19 protein-coding genes are annotated in these 22411 nt (G+C 52.5%); 15 read left to right on the forward strand and 4 right to left on the reverse strand.

The window, feature by feature from the left end; genetic code table 11:
- The first annotated feature begins 86 nt into the window (after window positions 1–86).
- From KJS42_RS11910 to abc-f, 3 genes are all read left to right on the forward strand, one after another.
- On the forward strand, window positions 87–1361 hold the full coding sequence (locus KJS42_RS11910; protein WP_213622956.1) for an MFS transporter: 1275 nt from the start codon (window positions 87–89) through the stop codon (window positions 1359–1361).
- Between the two features lie 159 nt (window positions 1362–1520).
- Window positions 1521–3074, forward strand: a complete 1554-nt coding sequence (locus tag KJS42_RS11915) for a UDP-N-acetylmuramoyl-L-alanyl-D-glutamate--2,6-diaminopimelate ligase (protein ID WP_213622957.1) — start codon at window positions 1521–1523, stop codon at window positions 3072–3074.
- Window positions 3075–3489: 415 nt separating this feature from the next.
- Window positions 3490–5019, forward strand: a complete 1530-nt coding sequence (gene abc-f / locus KJS42_RS11920) for a ribosomal protection-like ABC-F family protein (RefSeq protein ID WP_213622958.1) — start codon at window positions 3490–3492, stop codon at window positions 5017–5019.
- Between the two features lie 40 nt (window positions 5020–5059).
- On the opposite strand, the gene KJS42_RS11925 is transcribed toward abc-f, so the two are convergent.
- Entirely contained in the window at window positions 5060–5782 is a 723-nt protein-coding gene (locus KJS42_RS11925; RefSeq protein ID WP_430149465.1) for a GT-D fold domain-containing glycosyltransferase, read from the reverse strand.
- 232 nt (window positions 5783–6014) lie between these two features.
- On the opposite strand from KJS42_RS11925, the gene KJS42_RS11930 reads away from it, so the two are divergent.
- The 4 genes from KJS42_RS11930 (at window position 6015) to KJS42_RS11945 (ending at window position 9448) form a co-directional block, all read left to right on the forward strand.
- Window positions 6015–6704, forward strand: coding sequence for a glycosyltransferase (locus KJS42_RS11930; protein ID WP_213622959.1), 690 nt, complete (start codon window positions 6015–6017; stop codon window positions 6702–6704).
- A gap of 45 nt (window positions 6705–6749) precedes the next feature.
- Window positions 6750–7484 (forward strand): class I SAM-dependent methyltransferase, encoded by a 735-nt coding sequence (locus KJS42_RS11935; RefSeq protein ID WP_213622960.1) that lies wholly within the window; start codon window positions 6750–6752, stop codon window positions 7482–7484.
- Between the two features lie 120 nt (window positions 7485–7604).
- Window positions 7605–8636 (forward strand): ATP-binding cassette domain-containing protein, encoded by a 1032-nt coding sequence (locus KJS42_RS11940; RefSeq protein WP_213622961.1) that lies wholly within the window; start codon window positions 7605–7607, stop codon window positions 8634–8636.
- Window positions 8633–9448 (forward strand): ABC transporter permease, encoded by an 816-nt coding sequence (locus KJS42_RS11945; RefSeq protein WP_213622962.1) that lies wholly within the window; start codon window positions 8633–8635, stop codon window positions 9446–9448. Before KJS42_RS11940 ends, KJS42_RS11945 begins: the two co-directional genes overlap by 4 nt.
- Window positions 9449–9517: 69 nt before the next feature.
- On the opposite strand, the gene KJS42_RS11950 is transcribed toward KJS42_RS11945, so the two are convergent.
- The 3 genes from KJS42_RS11950 to KJS42_RS11960 are packed head-to-tail and all read right to left on the reverse strand — an operon-like array spanning window position 9518 to window position 11687.
- Complete coding sequence (locus KJS42_RS11950; RefSeq protein WP_213622963.1) at window positions 9518–10696, reverse strand: MalY/PatB family protein; 1179 nt, start codon at window positions 10694–10696, stop codon at window positions 9518–9520.
- A gap of 53 nt (window positions 10697–10749) precedes the next feature.
- The gene (locus KJS42_RS11955; RefSeq protein WP_155607948.1) at window positions 10750–11322 is read right to left on the reverse strand and encodes a beta-class carbonic anhydrase; all 573 of its coding nucleotides are present in this window, start codon (window positions 11320–11322) and stop codon (window positions 10750–10752) included.
- 41 nt (window positions 11323–11363) lie between these two features.
- Complete coding sequence (locus tag KJS42_RS11960; protein ID WP_193416153.1) at window positions 11364–11687, reverse strand: iron-sulfur cluster biosynthesis family protein; 324 nt, start codon at window positions 11685–11687, stop codon at window positions 11364–11366.
- A gap of 140 nt (window positions 11688–11827) precedes the next feature.
- Here KJS42_RS11960 and KJS42_RS11965 point away from each other — a divergent pair, with 140 nt between their 5' ends.
- From KJS42_RS11965 to mutS, 8 genes are all read left to right on the forward strand, one after another.
- The gene (locus KJS42_RS11965; RefSeq protein ID WP_213622964.1) at window positions 11828–13345 is read left to right on the forward strand and encodes a carboxypeptidase M32; all 1518 of its coding nucleotides are present in this window, start codon (window positions 11828–11830) and stop codon (window positions 13343–13345) included.
- A gap of 167 nt (window positions 13346–13512) precedes the next feature.
- Window positions 13513–14514, forward strand: coding sequence for an ABC transporter substrate-binding protein (locus KJS42_RS11970; RefSeq protein WP_155607951.1), 1002 nt, complete (start codon window positions 13513–13515; stop codon window positions 14512–14514).
- A gap of 32 nt (window positions 14515–14546) precedes the next feature.
- Window positions 14547–15326: an ABC transporter ATP-binding protein gene (locus KJS42_RS11975; RefSeq protein WP_213622965.1), complete on the forward strand. Its 780-nt coding sequence runs from the start codon at window positions 14547–14549 to the stop codon at window positions 15324–15326.
- A gap of 3 nt (window positions 15327–15329) precedes the next feature.
- The gene (locus KJS42_RS11980; RefSeq protein ID WP_213622966.1) at window positions 15330–16163 is read left to right on the forward strand and encodes an ABC transporter permease; all 834 of its coding nucleotides are present in this window, start codon (window positions 15330–15332) and stop codon (window positions 16161–16163) included.
- Window positions 16164–16372: 209 nt separating this feature from the next.
- Window positions 16373–17368 carry an aromatic acid exporter family protein gene (locus KJS42_RS11985; RefSeq protein WP_155607954.1) on the forward strand — a complete coding sequence of 332 codons (996 nt, stop codon included), beginning with the start codon at window positions 16373–16375 and terminating at the stop codon, window positions 17366–17368.
- 64 nt (window positions 17369–17432) lie between these two features.
- Complete coding sequence (gene cotE / locus KJS42_RS11990; protein WP_155607955.1) at window positions 17433–17978, forward strand: outer spore coat protein CotE; 546 nt, start codon at window positions 17433–17435, stop codon at window positions 17976–17978.
- A 155-nt stretch (window positions 17979–18133) separates the two neighbouring features.
- Window positions 18134–19558, forward strand: a complete 1425-nt coding sequence (locus KJS42_RS11995) for a putative amidoligase domain-containing protein (RefSeq protein WP_244868453.1) — start codon at window positions 18134–18136, stop codon at window positions 19556–19558.
- 71 nt (window positions 19559–19629) lie between these two features.
- Entirely contained in the window at window positions 19630–22401 is a 2772-nt protein-coding gene (gene mutS / locus KJS42_RS12000; RefSeq protein WP_213622968.1) for a DNA mismatch repair protein MutS, read from the forward strand.
- The last annotated feature ends 10 nt before the right edge of the window (window positions 22402–22411 follow it).

Here is a 22411-nt window from a genome sequence, read left to right on the forward strand (position 1 = left end):
TTTTTTTATAGTCAACATTTCCATTGTTTGGGGAATCGGGTTCGATTAAAGTATAATAATACCTAAATACATGAAGTTGGAAGGGGATGGCCGTGAATAACGCAGACAGGTCAAATCAATCCGTACCAAAGGAATCGTGGAGAAGGAATATTGTTCTCTTCTTGAGCAGTCAAACCATTTCGTTGTTTGGTTCTTCGCTCGTGCAGTATGCAATCATGTGGTACATCACGTTAAATACCAAATCAGGGATCATGATGACCCTATACATTCTATGCGGTTTCATCCCGACGTTTCTATTATCTCCTGTGGCGGGCGTCTGGGCAGATCGCTACAACCGGAAGGTGTTGATCATGCTGGCGGATGGCATGATTGCAATGTCCACGCTGGTGATGGCAATCCTGTTCTTGATGGGCTACAAAGAGGCATGGTTGTTGTTCGCGATCGCTGCAATCCGGGCGCTTGGTTCGGGCGTGCAGACACCGGCAGTTGGGGCGATTTTGCCGCAGATCGTACCTACTGACCGGTTGACCAAGGTGAACGGGTTCAACGGAAGCATCCAGGCGGTAATTATGTTTGTGTCCCCGATCGTTAGTGCCGCGCTCCTTACCGTAGCGACAATCGAAGCGATCTTCTTCATCGATGTGGTTACGGCGGCGATTGCGATACTGACGTTGCTTCTTTATTTTCGAATACCGTCTCATCCCAAAGCCTCCGATCAACCGCCGACCAGTTACTTCAACGATCTTAAAGAGGGACTGGCTTACATAGGTCGACAAGCTTATCTGAAATCCTTCTTTAAGTTTATGGCAATCTTTTTTATTCTGATGGCCCCAGCCGCCTTTTTAACCCCGCTTCAGGTTACTCGGAGCTTTGGCGATGAGGTTTGGCGGCTCACGGCGATCGAAATCGCCTTCTCCGTGGGGATGATGGCTGGAGGGGGGCTGATCGCGGCATGGGGAGGCTTTCGGAACAAAGTCCACACCATGACCTTAGCTACCGTTCTCATGGGCTTGTGCACCTTCTTGCTAGGCATTGTTCCTGTCTTCTGGGTCTACTTGGCGTTTATGGCTTTGTTCGGCGTGGCGATGCCGGCTTTTAATACCCCAACGATGACAATGATTCAGGAGAAAGTCGATGAAAACTATATGGGCAGAATCTTTGGCGTATTCAGTATGATCTCCACTTCCATGATGCCGATAGGGATGTTGATCTTCGGCCCAATCGCCGATGCGGTCGCGATCGAATGGCTGTTAATCGGTACAGGACTTCTAATCCTGTTCCTATCGATCTTTCTCGGACGTAACCAACCGCTGCTAGAGGCTGGCAAACCGGCAGCCCAGGAACCTACCGCTTCCTCATGATAAAAGCAGGCCCGTAAGGGGCCTGCTTTTTTGATTTAGAGTTTGCAATAAGCAAGTAGGATCTTGGTGATGAAGTCGAAATATGGGGAATAAACCGGATTTTCGGCGGGCAACATGTAACCACAAAGGCGTTCAGGACCTAGGAAAGCAGGGGAATAAGTGAAGCTGAACCTTCTATTGAATCCATTATTCATCAAAGAGGTGCAGGGGAAGGTTGAACTGGACATCAGCGGAATCGAAATCGATTCGCGGCGGGTGATGCAAGGGTGTTTGTTCGTATGCTTGCCAGGTACCGTCTACGATGGACACCAATTTGCGGTTCAGGCGGTTAATGCCGGCGCAATCGCCCTGATCACTGAGAGGAAGCTGTCAGAGATCCCTTCCCACATTACGACCGTGCAGGTTCCGGATGCGCGGCGGGCATTGGCCATTCTGGCGGATGTATTCTATGGTCGGCCGACAAGCCGGTTGAAGTTAATCGGGATTACAGGCACAAACGGAAAAACGACGACAACCCATTTAGTCGAGCATATATTTAATGAAAATGATAAACGAACCGGACTGATTGGTACGTTGTATATGCGAATCGGGAACTACAGGGAACAGACCGTAAACACCACACCTGAGTCCCATGTGCTGCAGCGGAATTTCCGCACGATGTTGGAACATGGCGCGGAGTATGCGGTGGTTGAGGTGTCTTCCCACGCACTTGATATGGGCAGGGTCAGGGGGTGCCAATTCCGCACGGCGGTTTTGACCAATGTCACACATGACCATTTGGATTATCACGAATCGATGGAACGGTACAGCGATACGAAATCACTGCTGTTCTCGCAGCTGGGCAGCGCCTACGGAGATGAGCCGAAGATCGCGATTTTGAATGCGGATGATCCGGTTTCTCCCCTTTATGCCCGCAAAACAGCCGCTCAGGTCATTACGTATGGCGTCAAGAACAGAGCGGACATTCGTGCGAGCGAAATCCAGATGAAGCCGGAGGGAACGTCACTCCAGGTGGATACCTTCCAAGGAAGGACCCATCTGAATTTGAAGCTGCTAGGAATATTTAACGTGTATAACGCTCTAGCGGCCATCTCGGTAAGCTTGTCGGAGGGAATTCCGCTTCAGCAGGTAAAACGGAGTCTGGAAGCGTTTGAAGGGGTGACGGGACGATTCGAACCGATCTACGCCGGACAAGATTTTACCATCATCCTGGATTACGCCCATAATCCGGACGGATTGGAGAATGTACTGCAAACCGCCAAAACGCTGACGCATGGCAAATTATACTGTGTATGCGGGTGCGAAGGAGACAAGGACCGGATGAAACGCCCGATCATGGCCCGGGTAGCAGCATCTTACGCGGATTTCGCGATCTTTACGTCGGATAATACCCGATCGGAAGACCCCGACTCGATCCTTCGCGACATGTTGGAGGGGCTGGAGGGGGGACCCATCCCGAGTAGCGGTTATACGGCGGTTGTGGACCGGCGGGAAGCCATTTCGCAGGCCCTTGAACTTGCTCGTACCGGAGACTGCGTTGTTGTTGCGGGTAGAGGTCATGAGACTCACTTGATCGCAAAGGGACAACGGATTCCGTTTGACGATCGCGAGGTGATTTTGAATTTGTTGGGATCCAAGACAACGCTAACGATGCCGCCGGAGTCGTGGATGGAAGGAAATGTCGTTGTCCACGTACCGGAAGCCTCCTTGTGAGATATCCGCATAGAGATTTGAGAAGGGCGTGAAAATGAAGGGCATTTATGATAAAATGAAGGGGATTTATGGAAAGGTTGGTGTAAACCATGATTTACCTCCAAAATGGAAAACTCGTTAGGGAACTTCGCTCCGTACACATGTTCAGGATGAAGCATTGTGCGGAGCTTAATCGGGAAGCTTAGCTTCCTGCATTCATCGGTCTAAAGCTAGGCACGGAACGCATAGGGGGAAGAACCTACGCTTATTCGGATGCGGCTTAAAACCGGTAAATGCATGATTTAAGGACCAAGGACAATGTTTTGTCCTTGGTCCTTTGTGTTTTTTTACGGGGTTCCCCCAGAGCAGAGGACTGGCGCCGTTAGGCGCTTGTTTCTCTGCTTTTTTTTATTTCAACAGAAGAGAGGTCATTCACATGAGTTTATTAGAAATGAGCGGCATTACCCATCGTTTCGCGGACAAGGAACTTTATCGCGCGGCTTCGTTGGAATTACATGCGGGAGAGCATATGGGACTCGTCGGGCAAAACGGCGCGGGAAAAAGCACGCTGATCCGCATGTTAACCGGCGAGGTGATTCCCGATCAAGGCATCATCAGATGGCAGCCGCGTCTACGGTTGGGTCATTTGGATCAATATGCTCGGATACCGGGAGATGTGACGATCCGCAACTATATGAAAACCGCTTTTGACGAACTTTATAAGTTGGAACGCAAAATGACCGAGATCTATCAGGAGGTTGCGATCACGGGGGATGAGAGCAAGTTGAGACAGGCGGCGTTATGCCAGGAAAAGCTGGATACCGGTGATTTTTACGGGATCGACAGCCGAATTGAACAAACGGCCATGGGCCTGGGAATTCATGCGATGGGTATGGAGAGGCCGCTGTCGGAGTTAAGCGGCGGCCAAAGGGCTCGGGTTATCTTGGCTAAGTTGCTGCTCAGTGAGCCGGATGTATTGCTGCTCGATGAGCCGACCAATTTCCTGGACAGGGAGCATGTAGAATGGCTGTCCGGCGCGTTGGTTGCATTCCGTGGCGCTTATGTCATCGTTTCTCATGATGCCGCGTTCCTCCAGAAGGTCACGAACTGCATCTGTGATATTGAGTTTGGGTCAATGCGGAAATACCCGGGAAGCTACAATGACTATGTACGACAGAAGGAACATCTGCGACTCGATTACGAACGACGTTATGAAGCACAGCAGAAGAAAATTGAAACAACGGAAAGCTATATCCGCAAGAACATTGCTGGCGTTAACAGTAAAATCGCCCAAGGACGGCGCAAGCAACTGGAGCGGATGGAACGTCTGGGACCGCCGGTTCAGACCCATCCACCTGCGTTTCGGTTTCAAGAGCTGGCGCCACCCGGCCTTATCGCGCTGGAGACACGCCGGCTCGTGGTCGGTTATGGTCAGCCGCTGTTGCCGCCGCTTTCTTTTAAAGTACCAGGCGGTCAAAAACTGGTGGTAACAGGCTTCAACGGCATCGGCAAGTCGACGTTGCTAAACACGTTGGTTCGGAGGCTGTCTCCCGTATCCGGTGATGCTCGTTTTGCGGATCGGGTGCATATTGGCTATTTTGAGCAGGATCTTGCTTGGGAGAATCCGACTCTATCGCCGATCCAATATATCTCCGACTATCGTCCCGATTTAGACGGCAAGGAGATTCGTAAACAATTGGCTCGTTGCGGGATAAATCAGACGCTGGCCTCACGAGAGATCGGAACGCTGAGCGGCGGGGAACAGTCGAAAGTGAAATTATGCCGGTTGCTGCTCACCCCTTGCAACTTTTTGATCCTCGACGAACCCACCAATCACCTGGATCAGGTTGCCAAGGAAGCGTTGCGTCAAGCATTAATTGAATTCCGCGGCAGCGTGCTGCTGGTCTCCCACGAACGCTCCTTCTACCAGGATTGGGCGGATCGCGTGATGCGCATCGGGAAGTAAGGCGTTAGGAGGAGATATGATCACAAAGGGCGTCCCATTCTTAGTTGGGGCGCCCCTTTAGTATAATATTGTTCGCTTTGCCGAAATCGAGCGCAACCTTACCCGTGAGGGCAGCAATCTGCTCGGACAGAACAACTGCACTAACCCCGCAGGAGATCAAAGCGACGTCAAAGCTATCCTTATGTGCAGTAATCCATTTCAGCGTACTCCGGTACTCTTGCCACTGATTAAAGGCCAAGGCGTGCACGATATTTTGCTTGTACGGCTTCTTTTCGAGACGTTCCTTGATCTTATGAGCTTCCCGTGTGAGAATCAAAACCCTCCGACCGGACAGAAGCGACCAGAACTCCTCCATACGGGCCAGTTCCCGATTCACACCGGCATGGCAGATCACGGCGGGTTCGATTCGGTAATAAGAGAGGATTTGATCGGTTAACGGTCTTTTTAAATAATCCGGTGCGTTGATCGTATTGTCATCAGCGGGCAGAATCCCTACAACAGTGGCCTTCCGGACGGAAGAAACGACGGCGTTACGCAATGGCAGATTCGGCAAATGGATGCCTTTTTCCCCGCGGTTGGCTTTAATCGCCCATCTTTCTTGAAGCACTTTTGATAAAGACCAGACGTTTTGCTGAGCCATCACCAAGTTCTCCCCATCGCCGATCCGCACCAAGGAAAACGGCTTCCGGTTCACGACCGCTTCTTCAATTCTCTTAAGCAAGTCTCTAGTTTCTAAATAAATTTGAGGCATCGGACATTTCATTCCTTTCAATGGCTTGATAATTCCAGTTTATGATTGCGAGATCTATTTGCATTGTGTGCTTGTACCTCTTGGCAAATTTAGGCAGTTCGCTTGACTATTTTCTCAGAGATTTATGGAATACGTCCTGTCCGTTTTTTTGTCTCTAGCATATAGTGGAAGATCGGTAGTCCCGCCTTTGCGAGATCAAATCATGACATGCTTAAGTGGGACTAAAGAAAAAGGAGGGGCAAAAATGTTGAAAAAGATTGTAATCGAAAGCAATTTCAATACGTTTGGATTTAATTCGCAACGACTTACACGCTCATGGTTGGAGAATAGAATCGAAATTTTTCACAATTTTACTCTGAAATCACTGCAGGTTCAAACCAATCAAAACTTTCTGGCGATTTTCAAGATCGTACCTGAAACTAAGCTCATCATCACTGATATTTTGGCTAAATACCCCAGACTTCCGCGGAATGTTAGGTTTGTAACGCCTCAAGAGGGGATAGAGCAAATGAAAGCCTTTGCTGGATCATGCGAAAATTTGTATCTGGTTCGTATGGAGTCTGACGATATGTATCATAAATCTTACATCCAGCAGTTGGTTGACTGTCGGCCCAAGGATGGTACGCTCGCTTTGATCAATCAAAACGGATACGCGTTAGACTCTATTCATGAAGAAATGGTTCCCATGTTTCGAACATCTCCGCCTTATTATGTATTTTTGTACAAGACATCGGAATATTTGTCCGGATATCGCTACAAGCTTCCGGGCCGCGGCACGCACGGAAATGTCATTGAATTACCTCACGAAATATTAACTCCTCGCAACTTCGTGGAGGTGATTCACCGCTATAACTCTCTACCCAGACAACTTCCGGTTAAAGGGCGGATGAGTAAGGCGGAGCAACAGAAGGTTCTGAAGGAGTTTATGGGTTAGTGGAATTCAACGGAAAGTATAGCAAACATGGAGGAGGTGAACGGGATGGTCATACATGATCGGGTAAATGAACGATACTACGGTCTTGTTAATTCGATAGAGTCACATGAAGCGACGCGGGCTCGGGTTCATTGGATATGTCGTTCGGTTGTTGGGAGGAGCGTGCTTGACGTGGGATGCAGTCAGGGGATTACTTCGATTTTGCTGGCACGTGAAGGATTGCGGGTTACCGGCATCGATCTGGAGGAAGAGAGCATTCGCTACGCTAAGCGGGAACTAGCCAAGGAATCAGGCTCGGTACGAGAAAATGTAAAGTTCCTATTGACCGATGTCGCCGAATGGAAAACGACCACACTATTCGATACGGTGATTTTGGGAGAGATTCTGGAGCATTTCGCCAACCCTTCGATTTTACTGCGACAAGCCTTCCGCTTTCTGAGGGATGAGGGGACCTTGGTCGTTACGGTTCCTTACGGATATCATCCCTTCTATGATCATAAACAAACGTTCTATGCCGGAAATCTCGGAGCCTGTCTCGACCCCTGGTTTGAGGTGACTCAGATTGAATTGCAGCATAAGTATTTATGTTGTACGGCTCGTAAACGACAAAATATGAAGCAAGACATGTTACCGAATACTGAGCAGCTGATGGTATGGATAGAGTTTGATAGCAAACAGTTTAAGCAGTTGGAGAAAAAGTACCAAGATACGATGAATTATCGTAAGACCGCTTACGATAAGGCATTACAACAGCTGAAGAAACAGAATAAAAAAGACTGAATCAAGAAGGTATTCCCGTGATCTAGTTGTCATTATTCCAACCGTTTAAATTCAGTTTACCTAACTCGGTTAACCTCCTATCTGTAGATCATATTGGCTTGAGATAGGAGGATACAACAAATGAGTACGAAAACTTCCGCCATAAGGGGAGGACTTAACGCACCGGCCATCGAAGCCGATGGACTTGTCAAACTATTCGGAACAAGCCGTGCCGTGGACGGAGTAGACCTGCGGGTGGAAAGTGGCATGATTTACGGAGTGCTGGGACCTAACGGGGCCGGGAAAACGACAACGATCCGCATGTTAGCCACCTTGCTTCGTCCGGATGGGGGATCCGCCCGCATATTCGGACATGATGTCGTCAAGGAGCCGCATATCGTCCGCCAGTTGATCGGCGTGACCGGACAGTACGCCTCCGTGGATGAAACGCTGAGCGCTACGGAGAACCTCGTCATTTTCTCCAGACTCCTAGGGTTAGGGCGCAGTGAAGCTCGCCGAAAAGCGGAGGAGCTGTTGGAGGAATTCGGCTTGTCTGAAGCGGCCAAACGCCCGCTGAAGCATTTCTCCGGCGGGATGCGGCGACGGCTGGATTTGGCCGCGAGCTTGATCGCCCAGCCTCCGCTGATCTTCTTGGATGAACCGACCACGGGGTTGGATCCGCGGACGCGGACGCAGATGTGGGATACGATCCGCCGCTTGGTCGCTTCCGGTTCAACCGTGTTGTTAACGACGCAATACTTGGACGAAGCCGATCAATTGGCGGATCGAATCGCCGTGATCGATCGCGGGCAGGTCATTGCAGAAGGAACCGTCGACGAGTTGAAGTCCTCGGTTGGTGCCTCGTCGCTGCAGCTAAGAATCAGCAATCCGCTCGATCTGACGGAGTCCCGCCGGATTGTAGAACAGATGCTGGGAGTAACGACGAATATTTCGGCGGAGGCCGGAAAGATCACCGCCCCGCTGGCGGAAGGGGATAAAGTTACCGACCTATTAATCGCCTTACGCGAATCGGGTATTGCTTTGATGGAGCTAAGCGTCCAGAAGCCGACGTTGGATGAAGTGTTTTTGACCCTGACTGGGCATGGCGTTGAAGAAGATGCCGCCGCAGGCACGGACGGTTCCGTACTGAAGCAGAAGGAGGTAATCGCGTGAATAGCACGACAGTCAACTCCGAAGCCGCACGGCCTCTGAAGAACCACACGAGCTTCCGTCAATCGCTCCGCCATTCGTTGACCATGGCGTATCGGGGCTTACTTAAAATCAAGCGAACACCGGAACAACTGTTTGACGTAACGATTCAGCCGATCATTTTTACGTTGATGTTCACTTATATTTTTGGCGGGGCGATCTCGGGGGATGTTTTAAGTTATTTGCCGGTCATTATCCCGGGGATTTTGGTGCAGACCGTGATCTCGACGTCGATCGTCACCGGGGTGCAACTACGTGAGGATATGGAGAAGGGCGTCTTCGACCGTTTCAAGTCGTTGCCGATCGCTCGGATTGCGCCGCTGGCCGGCGCCTTGTTGGCCGACACGGTCCGCTATACGATCGCCACGGTCTTAACGTTCGCAATGGGATACCTCATGGGATATCGGCCGGATGGAGGCCTTGCGTATGTCGCCCTTGCTGCGCTGCTCGTCATCGTTTGCTCCTGGTCGATCAGTTGGATATTCGCTTTTTTTGGGGTTATCGCACGGACGGCATCCAGCGTACAAGGCATTTCAATGATCGTGTTGTTTCCGTTGACGTTCTTATCCAATGCGTTCGTACCAGTCGAAACGATGCCGAAATGGCTAGGGTGGTTTGCGAACGTGAATCCGATCTCGCATCTAGTAACCGCGGTTCGGGAGTTAGTCAATACAGGGACCGTGGGCGGGGATCTGGTGACATCCTTGCTCGGGGCCGCCGTCATTGTGGCTGTATTTGCACCGATAACCGTTCGAGCATATATGCGTCGCACCTAAATCAACAAAGCCGGAAGACAAGAGTCTTCCGGCTTTGTTGCGTTCGGGTAGGGTTATTCACATTGCCTTTTAAGCGTTTCGAGCGGCAGCCGCTGTACAAAAACGCTCCAGCGCCTCCTGAAGCAAAGAACGCGGACAAGCAAGATTGATTCGCAGGAACCCTTCGCCGTTCTGACCGTAAACGGAGCCTTCGGTGAAGGCGATTTTGGCTTCCTTATACATCATTTGCTTAATTTGAGCTTTGTCCCAACCCAAAGCCCGGCAATCTACCCATAGCAAGTAGGTGCCTTCCGAGAGGATTGGGGCCGCGGCTGGCAGGTGCGCCGCAAGATAAGCGATCGCGAAGTCACGGTTTGCGCGGATATAGTCCAAGACGGCATCCAGCCAATCCTCGCTTTGCGTGTACGCGGCGATGGTGGCAGAAGGGCCGAAATAGTTCAGCGATCCAATAGCCAGCGTTTTGATGCGCTCCGCAAAAGATTTGCGGATGGCTACATTTGAAATTAGGGTATAAGCCGTAGACAGACCGGGAATGTTGAACGTTTTGGAAGGGGCCGCGCAGGTGATCGTGATGCCGGCGTGAGCTTCGGAGAGCGAAGCAAACGGCACATGGCGGTGATCCGCGAAGACAAGGTCGCCATGTATTTCGTCGGAGACGACCTTCACGCCATATTTCAAGCATAACTCGCCGAGCCGTTCCAATTCCTCCAGGGTCCAGACCCGGCCACCGGGATTATGGGGGCTGCATAGCAGCATCAGCTTGGCACCGCCCTGCATTAGCGACTCCAACTGAACATAATCCATCCGATAATGCCCATTTTCAAGAATCAGCGGATTCTCGGCGATCTCGCGTCCGTTATTGCGAATCACATCATAGAACGGATTATACACCGGGGATTGCAGGATCACCTGATCCCCCGGTTCGGTTAACACTTGAACGGCTACGCCAAGCGCAGGTACGACGCCCGGAGTGTCGGTCAACCAGGACGCGTCGACCTTCCATCCATGCCGGCGTTCCATCCAGCCTGTGATGGCATCGAGGTATTCCTTAGGCCGGCTTGTGTAGCCGTAGATGCCATGCTTGGCCCGTTCGGTGACTGCTTCGACAATGGCCGGGGCGCATCGGAAGTCCATGTCGGCCACCCACAAAGGCAGTACATCGGGATCGCCGAACAGCTCCCGTCCAAGATCCCATTTCTCGGAGTAGGTTCCTCGCCGCGGCAATCGTTCATCGAAATGATACGTCATCTTGTTGCTTCATCCTTTCCCAATGCAGGCGATGCACGCTGTTCTTGTTTATTTTACTTCGGATGCGGCTGGTATCCGTCAATCACGAGTTCCAATTCGCCCGTCGTGGAATTAATCAACATCCCGTGAACAGGGATATCGGCAGGGAGCAAGGGATGTTTCTTGACGATATTTACCGTCTGGATGACACCTTCCTTCTCGTTATCGAAACCGCGCAACCATTTATTCAACTTGATGCCGGAGTTCTCCAACGTGTTCAGCGTGTCGTCGCTGATTCCCCGCTCCCGCATGGATCCGATCATCCGGTCCGAATTCAGCGCGGCCATCCCGCAGCCGGTGTGACCGACGATGAACACCTCTTGCGCATGAAGCTCGTAGATCGCGACGAGCAGACTGCGCATGACGCTGCCGAAAGGCTGGGAAATCACCGCGCCGGCGTTCTTGATCAGCTTCACGTCGCCGTTACGCAAATTCATCGCTTTAGGGAGAAGCTCTGTAAGCCGAGTATCCATACAGGTAACAATAGCCATCTTCTTCTCGGGAAATTTATCCGTCACATATTTCTCGTATTCCTTATCTTCCACGAACTTGCGGTTGAAATCCAAAATAGATTGCAGCTGATTCATTTGACCTGCCTCCTTAGGTTTGGGTTGTGGACACCGGCGAATTACCGGCGGTCAATCAAAGGGATGTTCGATTTGTAAAATTGCGAGGGTCCGTCTAATCGGAACGTACCGGTGTTTTCTTCCCCCTTCAGGGTAAGCTCTTCTTCGAAAAATATCGCCTGCATCTTATCGATCCAGAACGGGTAAACCTCATTCTCCATCGGAATGTCATAAGCGCCGGGCTCGGACACGATGTGGAGCACCGGAACCCCGCTCATTCCGCAGCCGCAGTTTTCCGTATCATACACAAGGCGGAGTAGGCCGGACTTCGTGCCGAGCTTGTCGGCAATGAGTTTATCAGCCGTCGGGTTTAATGATATTTTCATAAGATGAAGACAGCTCCTTTACATGAAAATGAAATATTTCAAAATAAGGTGATTTCGCCCGCTTAAAATTTGATTATAAGGTTTGTTAAAAGTATCATCAAGAGTAGCAGTAAATTTCACCAGTAAAGGCGGGAGTTGTCATGAAGCAGGAAACGGTTGAGAAATGGGAGCTCTTTCGAGAGCTTCTGCAAAAGATTCACGGGTACGGGGAAGCCGTTGCGCTGATGAATTGGGATTTGCGCACCGGCGCACCGCGGAAAGGCGCAGAGACCCGGGCCGCTACCATCGGTCTATTGTCCACGGAAGCTTTTAAACTGCAAACCTCAGCAGCAATGGGCGAATATTTGGCTTATTTGAATCAACCTTCCGTTCTGGATGAATTGGACGATGTCAAACGTCGGATGGTGCTTGACGTGCAGGAGGAGTACGATCGAAGCGTTAAGATTCCTCCGCAGAAATTCCGGGAATATACCGAGTTGACCGCCCATGCCGAAACGATGTGGGAGGATTTCAAGGAAAATAGTGATTTCGCCGGCTTTGAACCTTACTTAACGCAAATTGTGGAGAAAACGCAGGAATTTATCGACTACTGGGGTCCGAAGGCCACTCGTTATGATACATTGCTACATATGTATGAACCGGATCTAACGGTAGAGAAGCTCGACCAGGTATTCGGACAGCTGCGCGACCGCCTGGTACCGCTGGTTGAAGCGGTGGCAGCGGCGAAGAACAAGCCGGAGGCGCCTTTCCTGGATCAGCTGTTCGATGCGGGACAACAGGCGAAGTTCAGCCGTTTCCTCCTCGAACAAATCGGCTACGACTTCGAAGCTGGGCGGATCGACGAGACCGTGCACCCGTTCCAAACGACGTTGAATCATGGCGATGTGCGGATCACAACCAATTACAAGCAGGATGATGTCGCCAGCGCCATCTTTAGCTCCTTACACGAAGGAGGACACGCATTATATGAGCAAAACGTTTCTCCAGAGCTAGCCGGTTCACCGCTTGGTCAAGGCACGTCGATGGGGATCCACGAGTCGCAGTCCCGCTTCTGGGAGAACTTTGTCGGGCGCAGCCTGCAGTTCTGGGAGCGATATTTCGGAGAACTACAGCAGCATTTCCCTGAACAGCTCAAAGACGTTACACCGGAGGCGTTCTTTCTCGGGATCAATCGCGTGGAGAACTCGTTCATCCGGATCGAAGCGGATGAACTGACTTATAATTTGCATATCATCATCCGTTACGAGATCGAGAAGATGCTGTTTAATGAAGCTTTGCCGGTCAGCGAGCTGCCTAAGGTATGGAACGAGAAGTATCGCGATTATCTCGGCTTGACGCCGCCGAATGACGGGCTCGGGGTGCTGCAGGACGTTCACTGGTCGGGCGGGCTATTTGGTTACTTCCCTTCCTATGCGTTAGGCAATATGTATGCGGCTCAGATCGCAAACACGCTTCGTAAGGAAATGCCGCAGTTCGAAGGATTCATTGCGGATGGCAACTTCCAGCCGATCAAGGAATGGCTGACCGACAAAATCTACAAATACGGGAAGAGCCGGAAGCCGTCGGAAATCATCTTGGCAATCACCGGGGAAGAGCTGAACCCGGATTATCTCGCGGAATATCTGGAGCATAAATTCAAAAGCATTTACGGCATCTAGCCGTCATCCTTTTTGAGGCTGTCCTTAAGGCGGAATCATCCGCCCGGGACAGCCTTTTTTGTGCTCTTAACCTTTTGCTGGGCCATCGCATACTATTTAGTATGTTCTGGTCAACCGCTAGAAATCGGTTGGCTATGAAACTCCATGAAGAAGGAGAGGTGAACGGCATGAACAACGCTCGTAAGGTGTTATGGCTCGCGCTCATCGTTCTCCTGACAGCAGCCCTAAGCGGTTGCGGAGGAAGCGGCCAAACCCAAAAGGTGAAAATCGGGGAAGTCACCCGTTCCGTATTTTACGCCCCTCAATATGTCGCATTGGAAAAAGGCTTTTTCAAAGAGGAAGGACTTGATGTAGAGCTGCAGACGACAGCGGGTGGCGACAAAACGATGACGGCGTTGCTGTCGGGAGCGATCGACGTGGCGCTGGTTGGAGCGGAAACTTCGATCTACGTGTATCAGCAAGGCTCGGAGGATCCGGTGATTAATTTTGCTCAATTGACGCAAACCGACGGGACCTTCCTGGTTGCCCGAGACTCCGGAGCATTCGATTGGGAGAAGCTGAAGGGCAGCGTCTTCCTTGGTCAGCGGAAAGGCGGCATGCCGCAAATGGCAGGAGAGTTCACCCTGCGCAAACACGGGATTGATCCGCACCAGGATCTAGAGCTGATTCAGAATGTGGATTTCGCCAACATCACAGCGGCATTCGTCTCGGGAACGGGACAGTTCGTCCAGTTGTTCGAACCGCAAGCATCTATTGTTGAGAAGGAAGGGAAAGGCCACGTCGTCGCTTCCTTTGGTACGGAGAGCGGAAGGCTGCCTTACACGGTATTCATGACCAAACAGAGCTATATGAACGATCGCCCGGAAGTCGTTCAGAAGTTTACGAACGCGGTCCATAAAGCCCAGCTTTGGGTCCAGTCTCACACGCCGGAGGAAATCGCAGAAACCGTCGCTCCTTATTTTAAAGATACGGATATGGATATCTTGATTAGTTCGATCAAGCGTTATCAGGAGCAAGGAAGTTATGCCGAAACGCCGGCGTTGGCAGAGGATTCGTGGAATAACCTGCTTGACGTGATGGAAAGCGCTGGAGAGCTGAATGAACGGGTTGATGTAGGTGAGTTGGTCAATAACAGCTTCGCCGATAAAGCCGTGAACTCAGTTAAGTAAGTGACTATAACGGAAAAGGAGCGTGAGCGCTTTTGCCTTCTGTCGTGGAACTGAAACACCTGGATCTAGTCTATGTGACGGACCGGGAGGCCGTCCTCGCTTTGCAAGGGATGAATTTAACGGTGGAGCCGGGTGAATTCATCAGTCTGGTTGGTCCCAGCGGTTGCGGAAAGACCACGCTTCTCTCCGTCATGGCAGGTCTACTCTCTCCCACCCGGGGGGAGGTGCTGCTGCACGGCAAATCGGTGACGGGGCCTACCCCTCAGGTCGGTTATATGCTGCAGCAAGATTATTTGTTCCCGTGGCGGACCATTATGAGTAATAGCGTGCTGGGGCTTGAGCTGACGGGACGGTTAACGCCGGAAAGCACCGAAAAAGCCCGGAACTTGCTGGCTGAAATGGGCCTTGGCGATACGGCGAACCTATATCCTCACCAGCTGTCGGGCGGAATGCGTCAACGGGTCGCCCTCGTGCGAACGCTAGCGACCGATCCCGAGCTCCTGCTGCTGGATGAACCATTTTCGGCGCTTGATTATCAGACGAAACTGCAACTGGAGGATTTAGTGTGGGGGACCCTGAAGCAACGCAAGAAAACGGGCGTCCTGGTGACTCACGATTTGTCCGAAGCGATCGCGGTCAGCGACAGGGTTATCGTTCTGGCTCCGAGACCCGGCCGGATCCGCAGCATGTACGAAATTCCGGAGCAGATCCGGAACGCGCAGCCGTTTTATGCCCGGGAAGCCGAAGGCTTCAACGAACTGTTCCATGAAATCTGGCGGGATCTCGAAACGTCGGAAAGGGAGGAGGGATAGCCCTTGGCACAGCCCGTAACCAAACCGGACGCCAATCAGCAGGCCTGGCTACAGGAGAAATGGCATCTGTACCGCAAACGCAAACGACGAATAAGTAACTATGTGGTGAGTGTTCAGGCGCTGATCCTCGTGTTATTCATCGGATGTTGGGAGCTTGCAGGCCGGATGCGATGGATTGATGTGCTCATCTTTAGTTACCCGTCCAAGGTTGGCCGGCAAATTGTCAAAGATGCGGTCAGCGGCGAGTTGTGGCCACATTTAGCAATGACGGTGGGCGAAACGGCGGTAGGTTTCCTGCTGGGGACGCTGATCGGTACCTTGCTGGCGGTCCTTATCTGGTGGTCCCCGTTTCTATCCCGCGTACTGGACCCTTTCATGGTCGTGTTCAACAGTATGCCAAAGGTGGCGCTTGGCCCGATCTTTATCGTATTGTTTGGCGCCGGCTTCACGGCTATTGTCGTAACGACGTTGTCAATTACAGTCATCGTAACGACGCTGGTCGTGTTTAACAGCTTCAATGAAGTGGACGCCAACCTGATCAAGGTGATCCGCACGTTTGGTGGATCGCGGCGTGACGTGTTTCTAAAGGCTATCCTGCCCGCATCGTTCCCGACCATCGTATCCACGCTGAAGGTGAACGTGGGCATGGCCTGGGTTGGTGTCATCGTTGGGGAATTCCTTGTGGCCAAAATCGGGCTTGGATACTTGATCGTTTACGGGTTTCAGGTGTTTAACTTTACCTTGGTGCTGTCAAGCCTGGTCATCATTGCAGTCGTGGCGACGGGGATGTACCAGCTGGTTGTCTATATCGAACGAAAGTTAGTGCGGGAGCGGTAACGCTCCCTTTTTTTGCGTGGGCCTGGAGGTTGGTAGTTCAGCCGCTTTACGTCATGATCCCGCCTAATCAGATCATCGAGTTAAAGAAAGATCAAGCCAAGCCCTAGGTCAGATCGCAAAGTGCTGAATATCAAAATGGCATTGTATGGAAGCGTGAAATCAAGTAGGATATTTTCATAGAGCGGTTTCGACAAAAAGGATGGGGTTTCATGGGATTTCGAGTGATCAAAACAGCGATAGCCACACTTATGGCGATCTTCATCGCGGATTTCGCCGGCGTGGCAGGCGCCAATTCCGCGGGACTGTTAGCTATTCTAGGAGTGGACGTCACGCGCAAGCGCAGCCTGGCTTCGATATCGGCGCGGTTTTTTGCTTCCATTCTCGGTTTGTTGCTGGCTTTTGGGGTCTTCTACTTCTTCGGCTTTCATATTTGGGTACTCGCCATTTATATACTAATCGCTTTTCCGTTGATCGCCCGTGCGGGCTTCAAAGAAGGGATCGTTACTAGCTCCGTCGTCGTGTTCCGCGTGTTCGGCGGTGCGGAGATTTCCTGGCACGTGCTCTTAACCCAGGTGGAGCTGCTAATCATCGGACTTGGTTCGGCGATGGTCGTCAATTTTCTGTACATGCCGAAGACGGAAGACAAGCTCCTGGGTACGCGGCGTGAGGTTGACGCTTTGTTTTCGCGTATCTTTCAGGAAATCGGCGCAACGCTACGTGATCCTTATCGCTTATGGGATGGCAAAGAGTTGACGGAAGCCGCCCGACTTGTCGAGGAGGGGCATGCAATTGCCAAGCGGGCGGCGGAGAATCAGATGATCTCGCCTAATGAGGCCTGGATTGCGTATTTCTTCATGCGGAAAGAGCAATTAAGCCGGATCGAAGGTATGCTGGAGTTGATAGCACAGGTGTATCAGCGCATGCCGCAAGGGGAATTTGCCGCAGTGCTGTTCGATCGGCTTAGCGTGGACGTCAATCAGGAGGAATATACCGGGGTGACTGAGCAAATGCTGGCTGAGCTGGAGGAGGAGTTTAAAAAAATGGAGCTGCCCTCCACTCGCGAGGAATTCGAAATCCGTTCGGCCATCCTGCAGCTCTGCCGGGAACTTTCCTTATACCTGGCCGTTTCTAAAAAAAATAAAGCCCCCATTCCTCGAATGGCGGCGAACCAGGCACGGAAACGAAATCAGGCAACGATAAAATAGTTGTCACCCTAGACGAATGTCCTGCATACACTTTTATTGAATGATGTATGGAGGAGGTTCTAACATGTCATTGAAATATCAAAGTAGAGAGATCATCACGAAAGCGATCTGCGGAAAAGGTCGTAAGTTCTCTACCGTAACACATACCGTGACTCCCCCTCATAAACCGTCGAGCATCCTGGGGGCCTGGATCATCAACCACCAGTACGAAGCGGTCGCTGCGGGAGACGGAATTGAAGTTATTGGTACTTACGATATTAACATCTGGTATTCGTACGACAAGAACTCGCAGACCGAGGTCGCCAAAGAAACGGTATCTTACGTTGAGAATGTCCCGCTGAGCTACTTGGATTCCAGACACCGTTCGTCGACGGTAGAAGTATCCGCAGAAGCCACACAGGAACCTAGTACCGTCGAAGCCACCGTCTCGGGTGACGGGCGCGTATCCATTCGGGTGGAACGCGAATTCGCGGTAGAATTGGTTGCCGAAACGAAGTTGAATGTCCTTGTGGTGCCAAACAGCGGCATCGAAGATAAGGATTACGATTTTGGCTCCGAGCTCGGCGATTATGAAGATTTGGATCCGGATCTCCTCGACGACGAACTGTGATTCGTGTTGGAAGCAAGAAGGCAGATGGGTAAGCACCAAAGGTTTCAGGCTACACTGTAGCATATGCGGCAGGGGCGTCGTCGAAGAGGGCGGCTGCCCTCTTTTTGTTTTTATTTTTCGAATCACTTCCATATCAGACGGGGGATGAATCGGTGGTGAAGGATGAGCATCTTGTGCTAAAAATCCGGCTGGGTTCCGGTACGTTCAAAGGGCGCTTGTTACAGGCGTTAGGGCGCTTAGGCGGCCCCTATCGGGTGTTGAAAGGACCGGCATCGAAACCCATCGTTAACGGTTCGGAGTGGATCTATTACGGACCAGAGGAAGCTTATTGGGGCGAACGGGTACAAGAGATCGTGCTGGGGCGGCCAAAAGTCACGCTAGGAGACTGGCGGCGGCGTCTCGAAACGGCCGGACTGAAGACGACGGAACCGGAACGTCTCGTTCCTGAAGTCAGAAGCAAGAGGGCATCCTACACACGACGTTTTGCCGTTACCGGTTTCCACTTGCGGGTATGGGAAATTCGACCGCTCGGAAAATCTGGGCAGGCGCTGCCGCTGCTGCGTGAACTGCCGGCTCAGGACTCACCGTTGCATAAACGCTTGGCAAGCACGGCTATCCGCGCGTTATATGCTGTTGGGCTCGATTTTGGCGAAGTGGTGATTTCGGCCGGGGAGGAAGGTCGGTTTACGGTGGATTCGATCATTCCCTCCGCTGAAGCTGGAAGTACCGCTGCCGCCGGAATCGCCCGTGCTATGCGAGATACTTTGGAAGAACAGGAAGGGCTCCGGGAAGCGGCGGCGGAGCGGCTGATCGGGATGGACCCGGAGTTTTTGTTGTTCGATCCGACTCACGGAAAAGTCGTCCCGGCTTCCCGTTATTTGCAATTTCACGGAGAAGCGGGATGCGATGTGCTGCGTTACCGCGGACAACGCTTGTTTCCACTTGCCGAGCTGCGGCCTCGTCCGGGCAAGGAGCCGCGCGAAGTCGTCGTTCATTTGCTGCACGCCTTTCGCGAAGCCCGCGAGGCCATCGAAGACCGGGGGCTGATTTGGCAGGCCGGAGCTATGCCGCAGCGCGGTTTTCCGCTGGGCGGACATTTGCATTTCAGCGGAGTGGGGTTGACGCCGGAACTATTGCGGGCGCTCGACAACTATCTGGCACTGCCGCTAGCCGTGCTGGAAGACGCCCGAAGTAAACCTCGTCGCCCGAAATACGGTTTTCTCGGCGATTTCCGCCTTAAGGAATACGGTGGTTTTGAATATCGTACGTTGCCTAGTTTCCTGGTTTCTCCGCTCGTGACCAAAGGCGTAGTGGCATTAGCTAGTCTGATCATAGACAACGCGGAACGCCTCACCGCTAGACCGCTGGAGAAGGAGGAGATCTGGACCGCGTTTTATGCCGGCAGAAAAAACCCGCTTCGGGCAGCGCTACCCCGCTTGTTGACGGATATCCAAAGCGTTCCTGATTATGCTCGCTACGAAGGTTATGTCGCCCCGCTGCTTAAAGTCATTCAGTCCGGCCGTGCTTGGGATGAAACTGCGGATATTCGCACCGCTTGGAAATTGCAAAATCCTACATAACCCCACTGCCCTTTTCTGGTATAATAAGATTCTATGAAAGACTGACAGCGCAGGGTAAATGGAGGGGAATCATGGCTACCTATACGCCGATGATTGAGCAGTATTTACGAATCAAGGCGGAAGCGCAGGACGCGTTTCTGTTTTTCCGGCTGGGCGATTTCTATGAAATGTTCTTCGAGGATGCAATCCTGGCCGCCAAAGAGCTTGAGATTACACTGACCGGGCGGGACGGGGGCGCTGAGGAGAAGATTCCGATGTGCGGCGTTCCCTACCACTCGGCAGACAACTATATTCACCGTCTGATCGAAAAAGGGTATAAAGTGGCGATCTGCGAGCAGATGGAAGACCCTTCCCAGACCAAAGGCATGGTCAAACGCGAAATCGTCCGAGTGATTACGCCCGGAACCATTATGGAAGTGAAGACGATCGGTGAACGGACGAACAACTACATCGTATCCGTCACCGAACGGCAGGGGTTGATGGCCCTGGCTGCCTGCGACTTGTCCACCGGGGAGCTGTACGCGACTTCGGCGCCGTCGAACAAGGAGTGGCTGCGCGACGAAATCGGCTTGTATGACCCGGCGGAGGTTATTGGGGATCCGGAGTTATTGGATTGGATTGCCGGACAAGCCGCTCCGCTTGGTAAGCCGGTGGTGTATACGCCATGGGCTAAAGCGAAGGAGGAGACGGCGCGCACACAGTTCGGCGAAGCGGAATGGATCCGTCTGGAGTCGGAACGGCGCGACAATATCTCGGTGCTTGTCGGCTATTTAAGCGAAACACAAAAACGTTCGCTCGGTCAGCTGACAAAAATATCAGCCTACGAGCCCGAGCATTTTATGATTTTGGACCCGTTTACGCGGCGTAACCTGGAATTGGTTGAAACGGTCCGCGAGCGTTCGAAGAAAGGCTCGCTCCTGTGGCTGCTTGACCGTACAGAGACCTCGATGGGGTCCAGATTGCTGCGTCGCTGGATTGACAAGCCCTTATTGCAAAAGACTCGGATCGAGGAACGCTTGGAAGCGGTAGAGCACCTGCATAGCGCCTTTATACTGCGTGAGGATCTACGCGGGGCGCTCCAGGATATTTACGATTTGGAGCGGCTGGTGGGCCGCGTCGCTTTTGGCAATGCCAATGGACGTGATCTGGTTGCGCTGAAGACCTCGCTGCGTCAGGTGCCGGCGATCAAAGATCTTTGCGGTGGATCGGCATCATCGACGTTGCGGCGGATCGCCTCTGCGATGGACGAGTGCGCGGATCTAGCCGGGATGATCGATACGGCGATTGCCGACGAACCTCCGGTTTCGGTGCGGGATGGAGGGATCATCAAGACCGGATTTCATGAACGACTGGACGAGCTGCGCGAGGCCGGGGTGAACGGCAAGCGATGGATTGCCGAGCTGGAAGCGGCCGAACGTCAGGCGACTGGGATTAAATCGCTGAAGATCGGCTACAACAAGGTGTTCGGATACTATATCGAGGTTACGCGATCGAATTTGGCCTCTTTGCCGGAAGGAAGGTATGAGCGGAAGCAAACGCTGGCGAATGCCGAACGTTTCGTCACGCCGGAGTTGAAGGAGAAGGAAACGCTCATTCTTGAAGCCGAAGAGAAGATGGTTGATCTGGAGTACGCGTTGTTTAATGAACTACGCGAACGGATCGCTGCGGACATCCCTCGCTTGCAGAAGCTAGCCGAACAAATCGCAGAAATCGACGTGCTGCGCTCGATGGCGGCCGTGGCGTCAGACAATGGCTTTGTGAAGCCGAAGTTGACCGACGGCTACGACCTCGTCGTGGAGCAAGGTCGGCATCCGGTGGTGGAGTCCGTGATGAAAGATACGGCATTTATCGCCAACGGCACAGCGCTTCGCAAGGATGAGGCCAGCATTTTGCTGATTACGGGGCCTAACATGGCAGGGAAGAGCACGTACATGCGGCAGGTCGCCCTCATTTCGATCCTGGCGCAAATCGGCTGCTTCGTGCCGGCGGCCAAGGCGGAAATCCCGTTGGTCGACCGCATATTTACGCGGATTGGCGCGGCGGACGATCTGATTGGCGGACAAAGCACCTTTATGGTGGAGATGGCTGACATTCAGATTATGACGGAGAAAGCCACTCCCCGCAGCTTGATCATTATCGATGAGCTGGGCCGAGGCACGTCCACCAGCGAAGGGATGGCGATCGCGCAAGCGGTGATCGAATATGTCCACGACCGAATCGGCTGCAAGGCGCTGGTCTCCACGCACTTCCATGAGCTCGCTCATTTGGAGCACAGTTTGACTGGGCTTAGTAATTACAGCATGGCGGTGCAGGAGAGCGGCGACAAGGTTCATTTCTTGCGCAAGCTGATCCCGGGCGCGGCGGACACCAGTTACGGCATTTATTGCGCGCGGCTGGCCGGCTTGCCTGAGGAGATCATCGGCCGGGCCTATGGGCTGCTGAAGGGACTCGAGGAGAAAGCCCCGCAGTTGGCTGGCACGGGTACGGCGGTGGCTATCGCACGACTGGCGGCTGAGCCGCAGGCGAAAGAAGTCGCCGCTCGGGCTGTGCGAGAAACGGCTGTAGCTGCGGCAATGACGGAGGCTGTGGCTTCTACGGAAGCTGCCGCGGTTGCGGAAGCTCTGACGGAGCCGCTTGACCGCGAAGGCGGGCCGGTGGTGCAGCTTTCGATTTTTGGCGATGAGGAACCATCGCTTCAAGCGAAGCCGGCCGCTCCGGTGGCCGAGGATCCGGGTATGAGGACGCTCGTCAACCTGATCAAAAACGCCGATTTGATGAACATGACACCGCTGCAAGCGATGCAGTTGGTGAATGATCTGAAGATGAAGGCGAAGGATTTGTAGGGCGGGGTGG

The sequence above is a fragment of the Paenibacillus sp. J53TS2 genome (assembly GCF_018403305.1).
GTDB classification, from domain to species: domain Bacteria; phylum Bacillota; class Bacilli; order Paenibacillales; family Paenibacillaceae; genus Fontibacillus; species Fontibacillus rhizolycopersici.

What these genes read in the sequence shown, in the direction of transcription:
- KJS42_RS11910 (WP_213622956.1), top strand. Translation starts at nt 87, where the DNA reads ATGGCCGTGAATAACGCAGACAGGTCAAATCAATCCGTACCAAAGGAA.
- abc-f (WP_213622958.1), top strand. Translation starts at nt 3,490, where the DNA reads ATGAGTTTATTAGAAATGAGCGGCATTACCCATCGTTTCGCGGACAAG.
- KJS42_RS11925 (WP_430149465.1), bottom strand. Translation starts at nt 5,782, where the DNA reads ATGAAATGTCCGATGCCTCAAATTTATTTAGAAACTAGAGACTTGCTT.
- KJS42_RS11930 (WP_213622959.1), top strand. Translation starts at nt 6,015, where the DNA reads ATGTTGAAAAAGATTGTAATCGAAAGCAATTTCAATACGTTTGGATTT.
- KJS42_RS11935 (WP_213622960.1), top strand. Translation starts at nt 6,750, where the DNA reads ATGGTCATACATGATCGGGTAAATGAACGATACTACGGTCTTGTTAAT.
- KJS42_RS11940 (WP_213622961.1), top strand. Translation starts at nt 7,605, where the DNA reads ATGAGTACGAAAACTTCCGCCATAAGGGGAGGACTTAACGCACCGGCC.
- KJS42_RS11950 (WP_213622963.1), bottom strand. Translation starts at nt 10,696, where the DNA reads ATGACGTATCATTTCGATGAACGATTGCCGCGGCGAGGAACCTACTCC.
- KJS42_RS11955 (WP_155607948.1), bottom strand. Translation starts at nt 11,322, where the DNA reads ATGAATCAGCTGCAATCTATTTTGGATTTCAACCGCAAGTTCGTGGAA.
- KJS42_RS11960 (WP_193416153.1), bottom strand. Translation starts at nt 11,687, where the DNA reads ATGAAAATATCATTAAACCCGACGGCTGATAAACTCATTGCCGACAAG.
- KJS42_RS11965 (WP_213622964.1), top strand. Translation starts at nt 11,828, where the DNA reads ATGAAGCAGGAAACGGTTGAGAAATGGGAGCTCTTTCGAGAGCTTCTG.
- KJS42_RS11970 (WP_155607951.1), top strand. Translation starts at nt 13,513, where the DNA reads ATGAACAACGCTCGTAAGGTGTTATGGCTCGCGCTCATCGTTCTCCTG.
- KJS42_RS11985 (WP_155607954.1), top strand. Translation starts at nt 16,373, where the DNA reads ATGGGATTTCGAGTGATCAAAACAGCGATAGCCACACTTATGGCGATC.
- cotE (WP_155607955.1), top strand. Translation starts at nt 17,433, where the DNA reads ATGTCATTGAAATATCAAAGTAGAGAGATCATCACGAAAGCGATCTGC.
- mutS (WP_213622968.1), top strand. Translation starts at nt 19,630, where the DNA reads ATGGCTACCTATACGCCGATGATTGAGCAGTATTTACGAATCAAGGCG.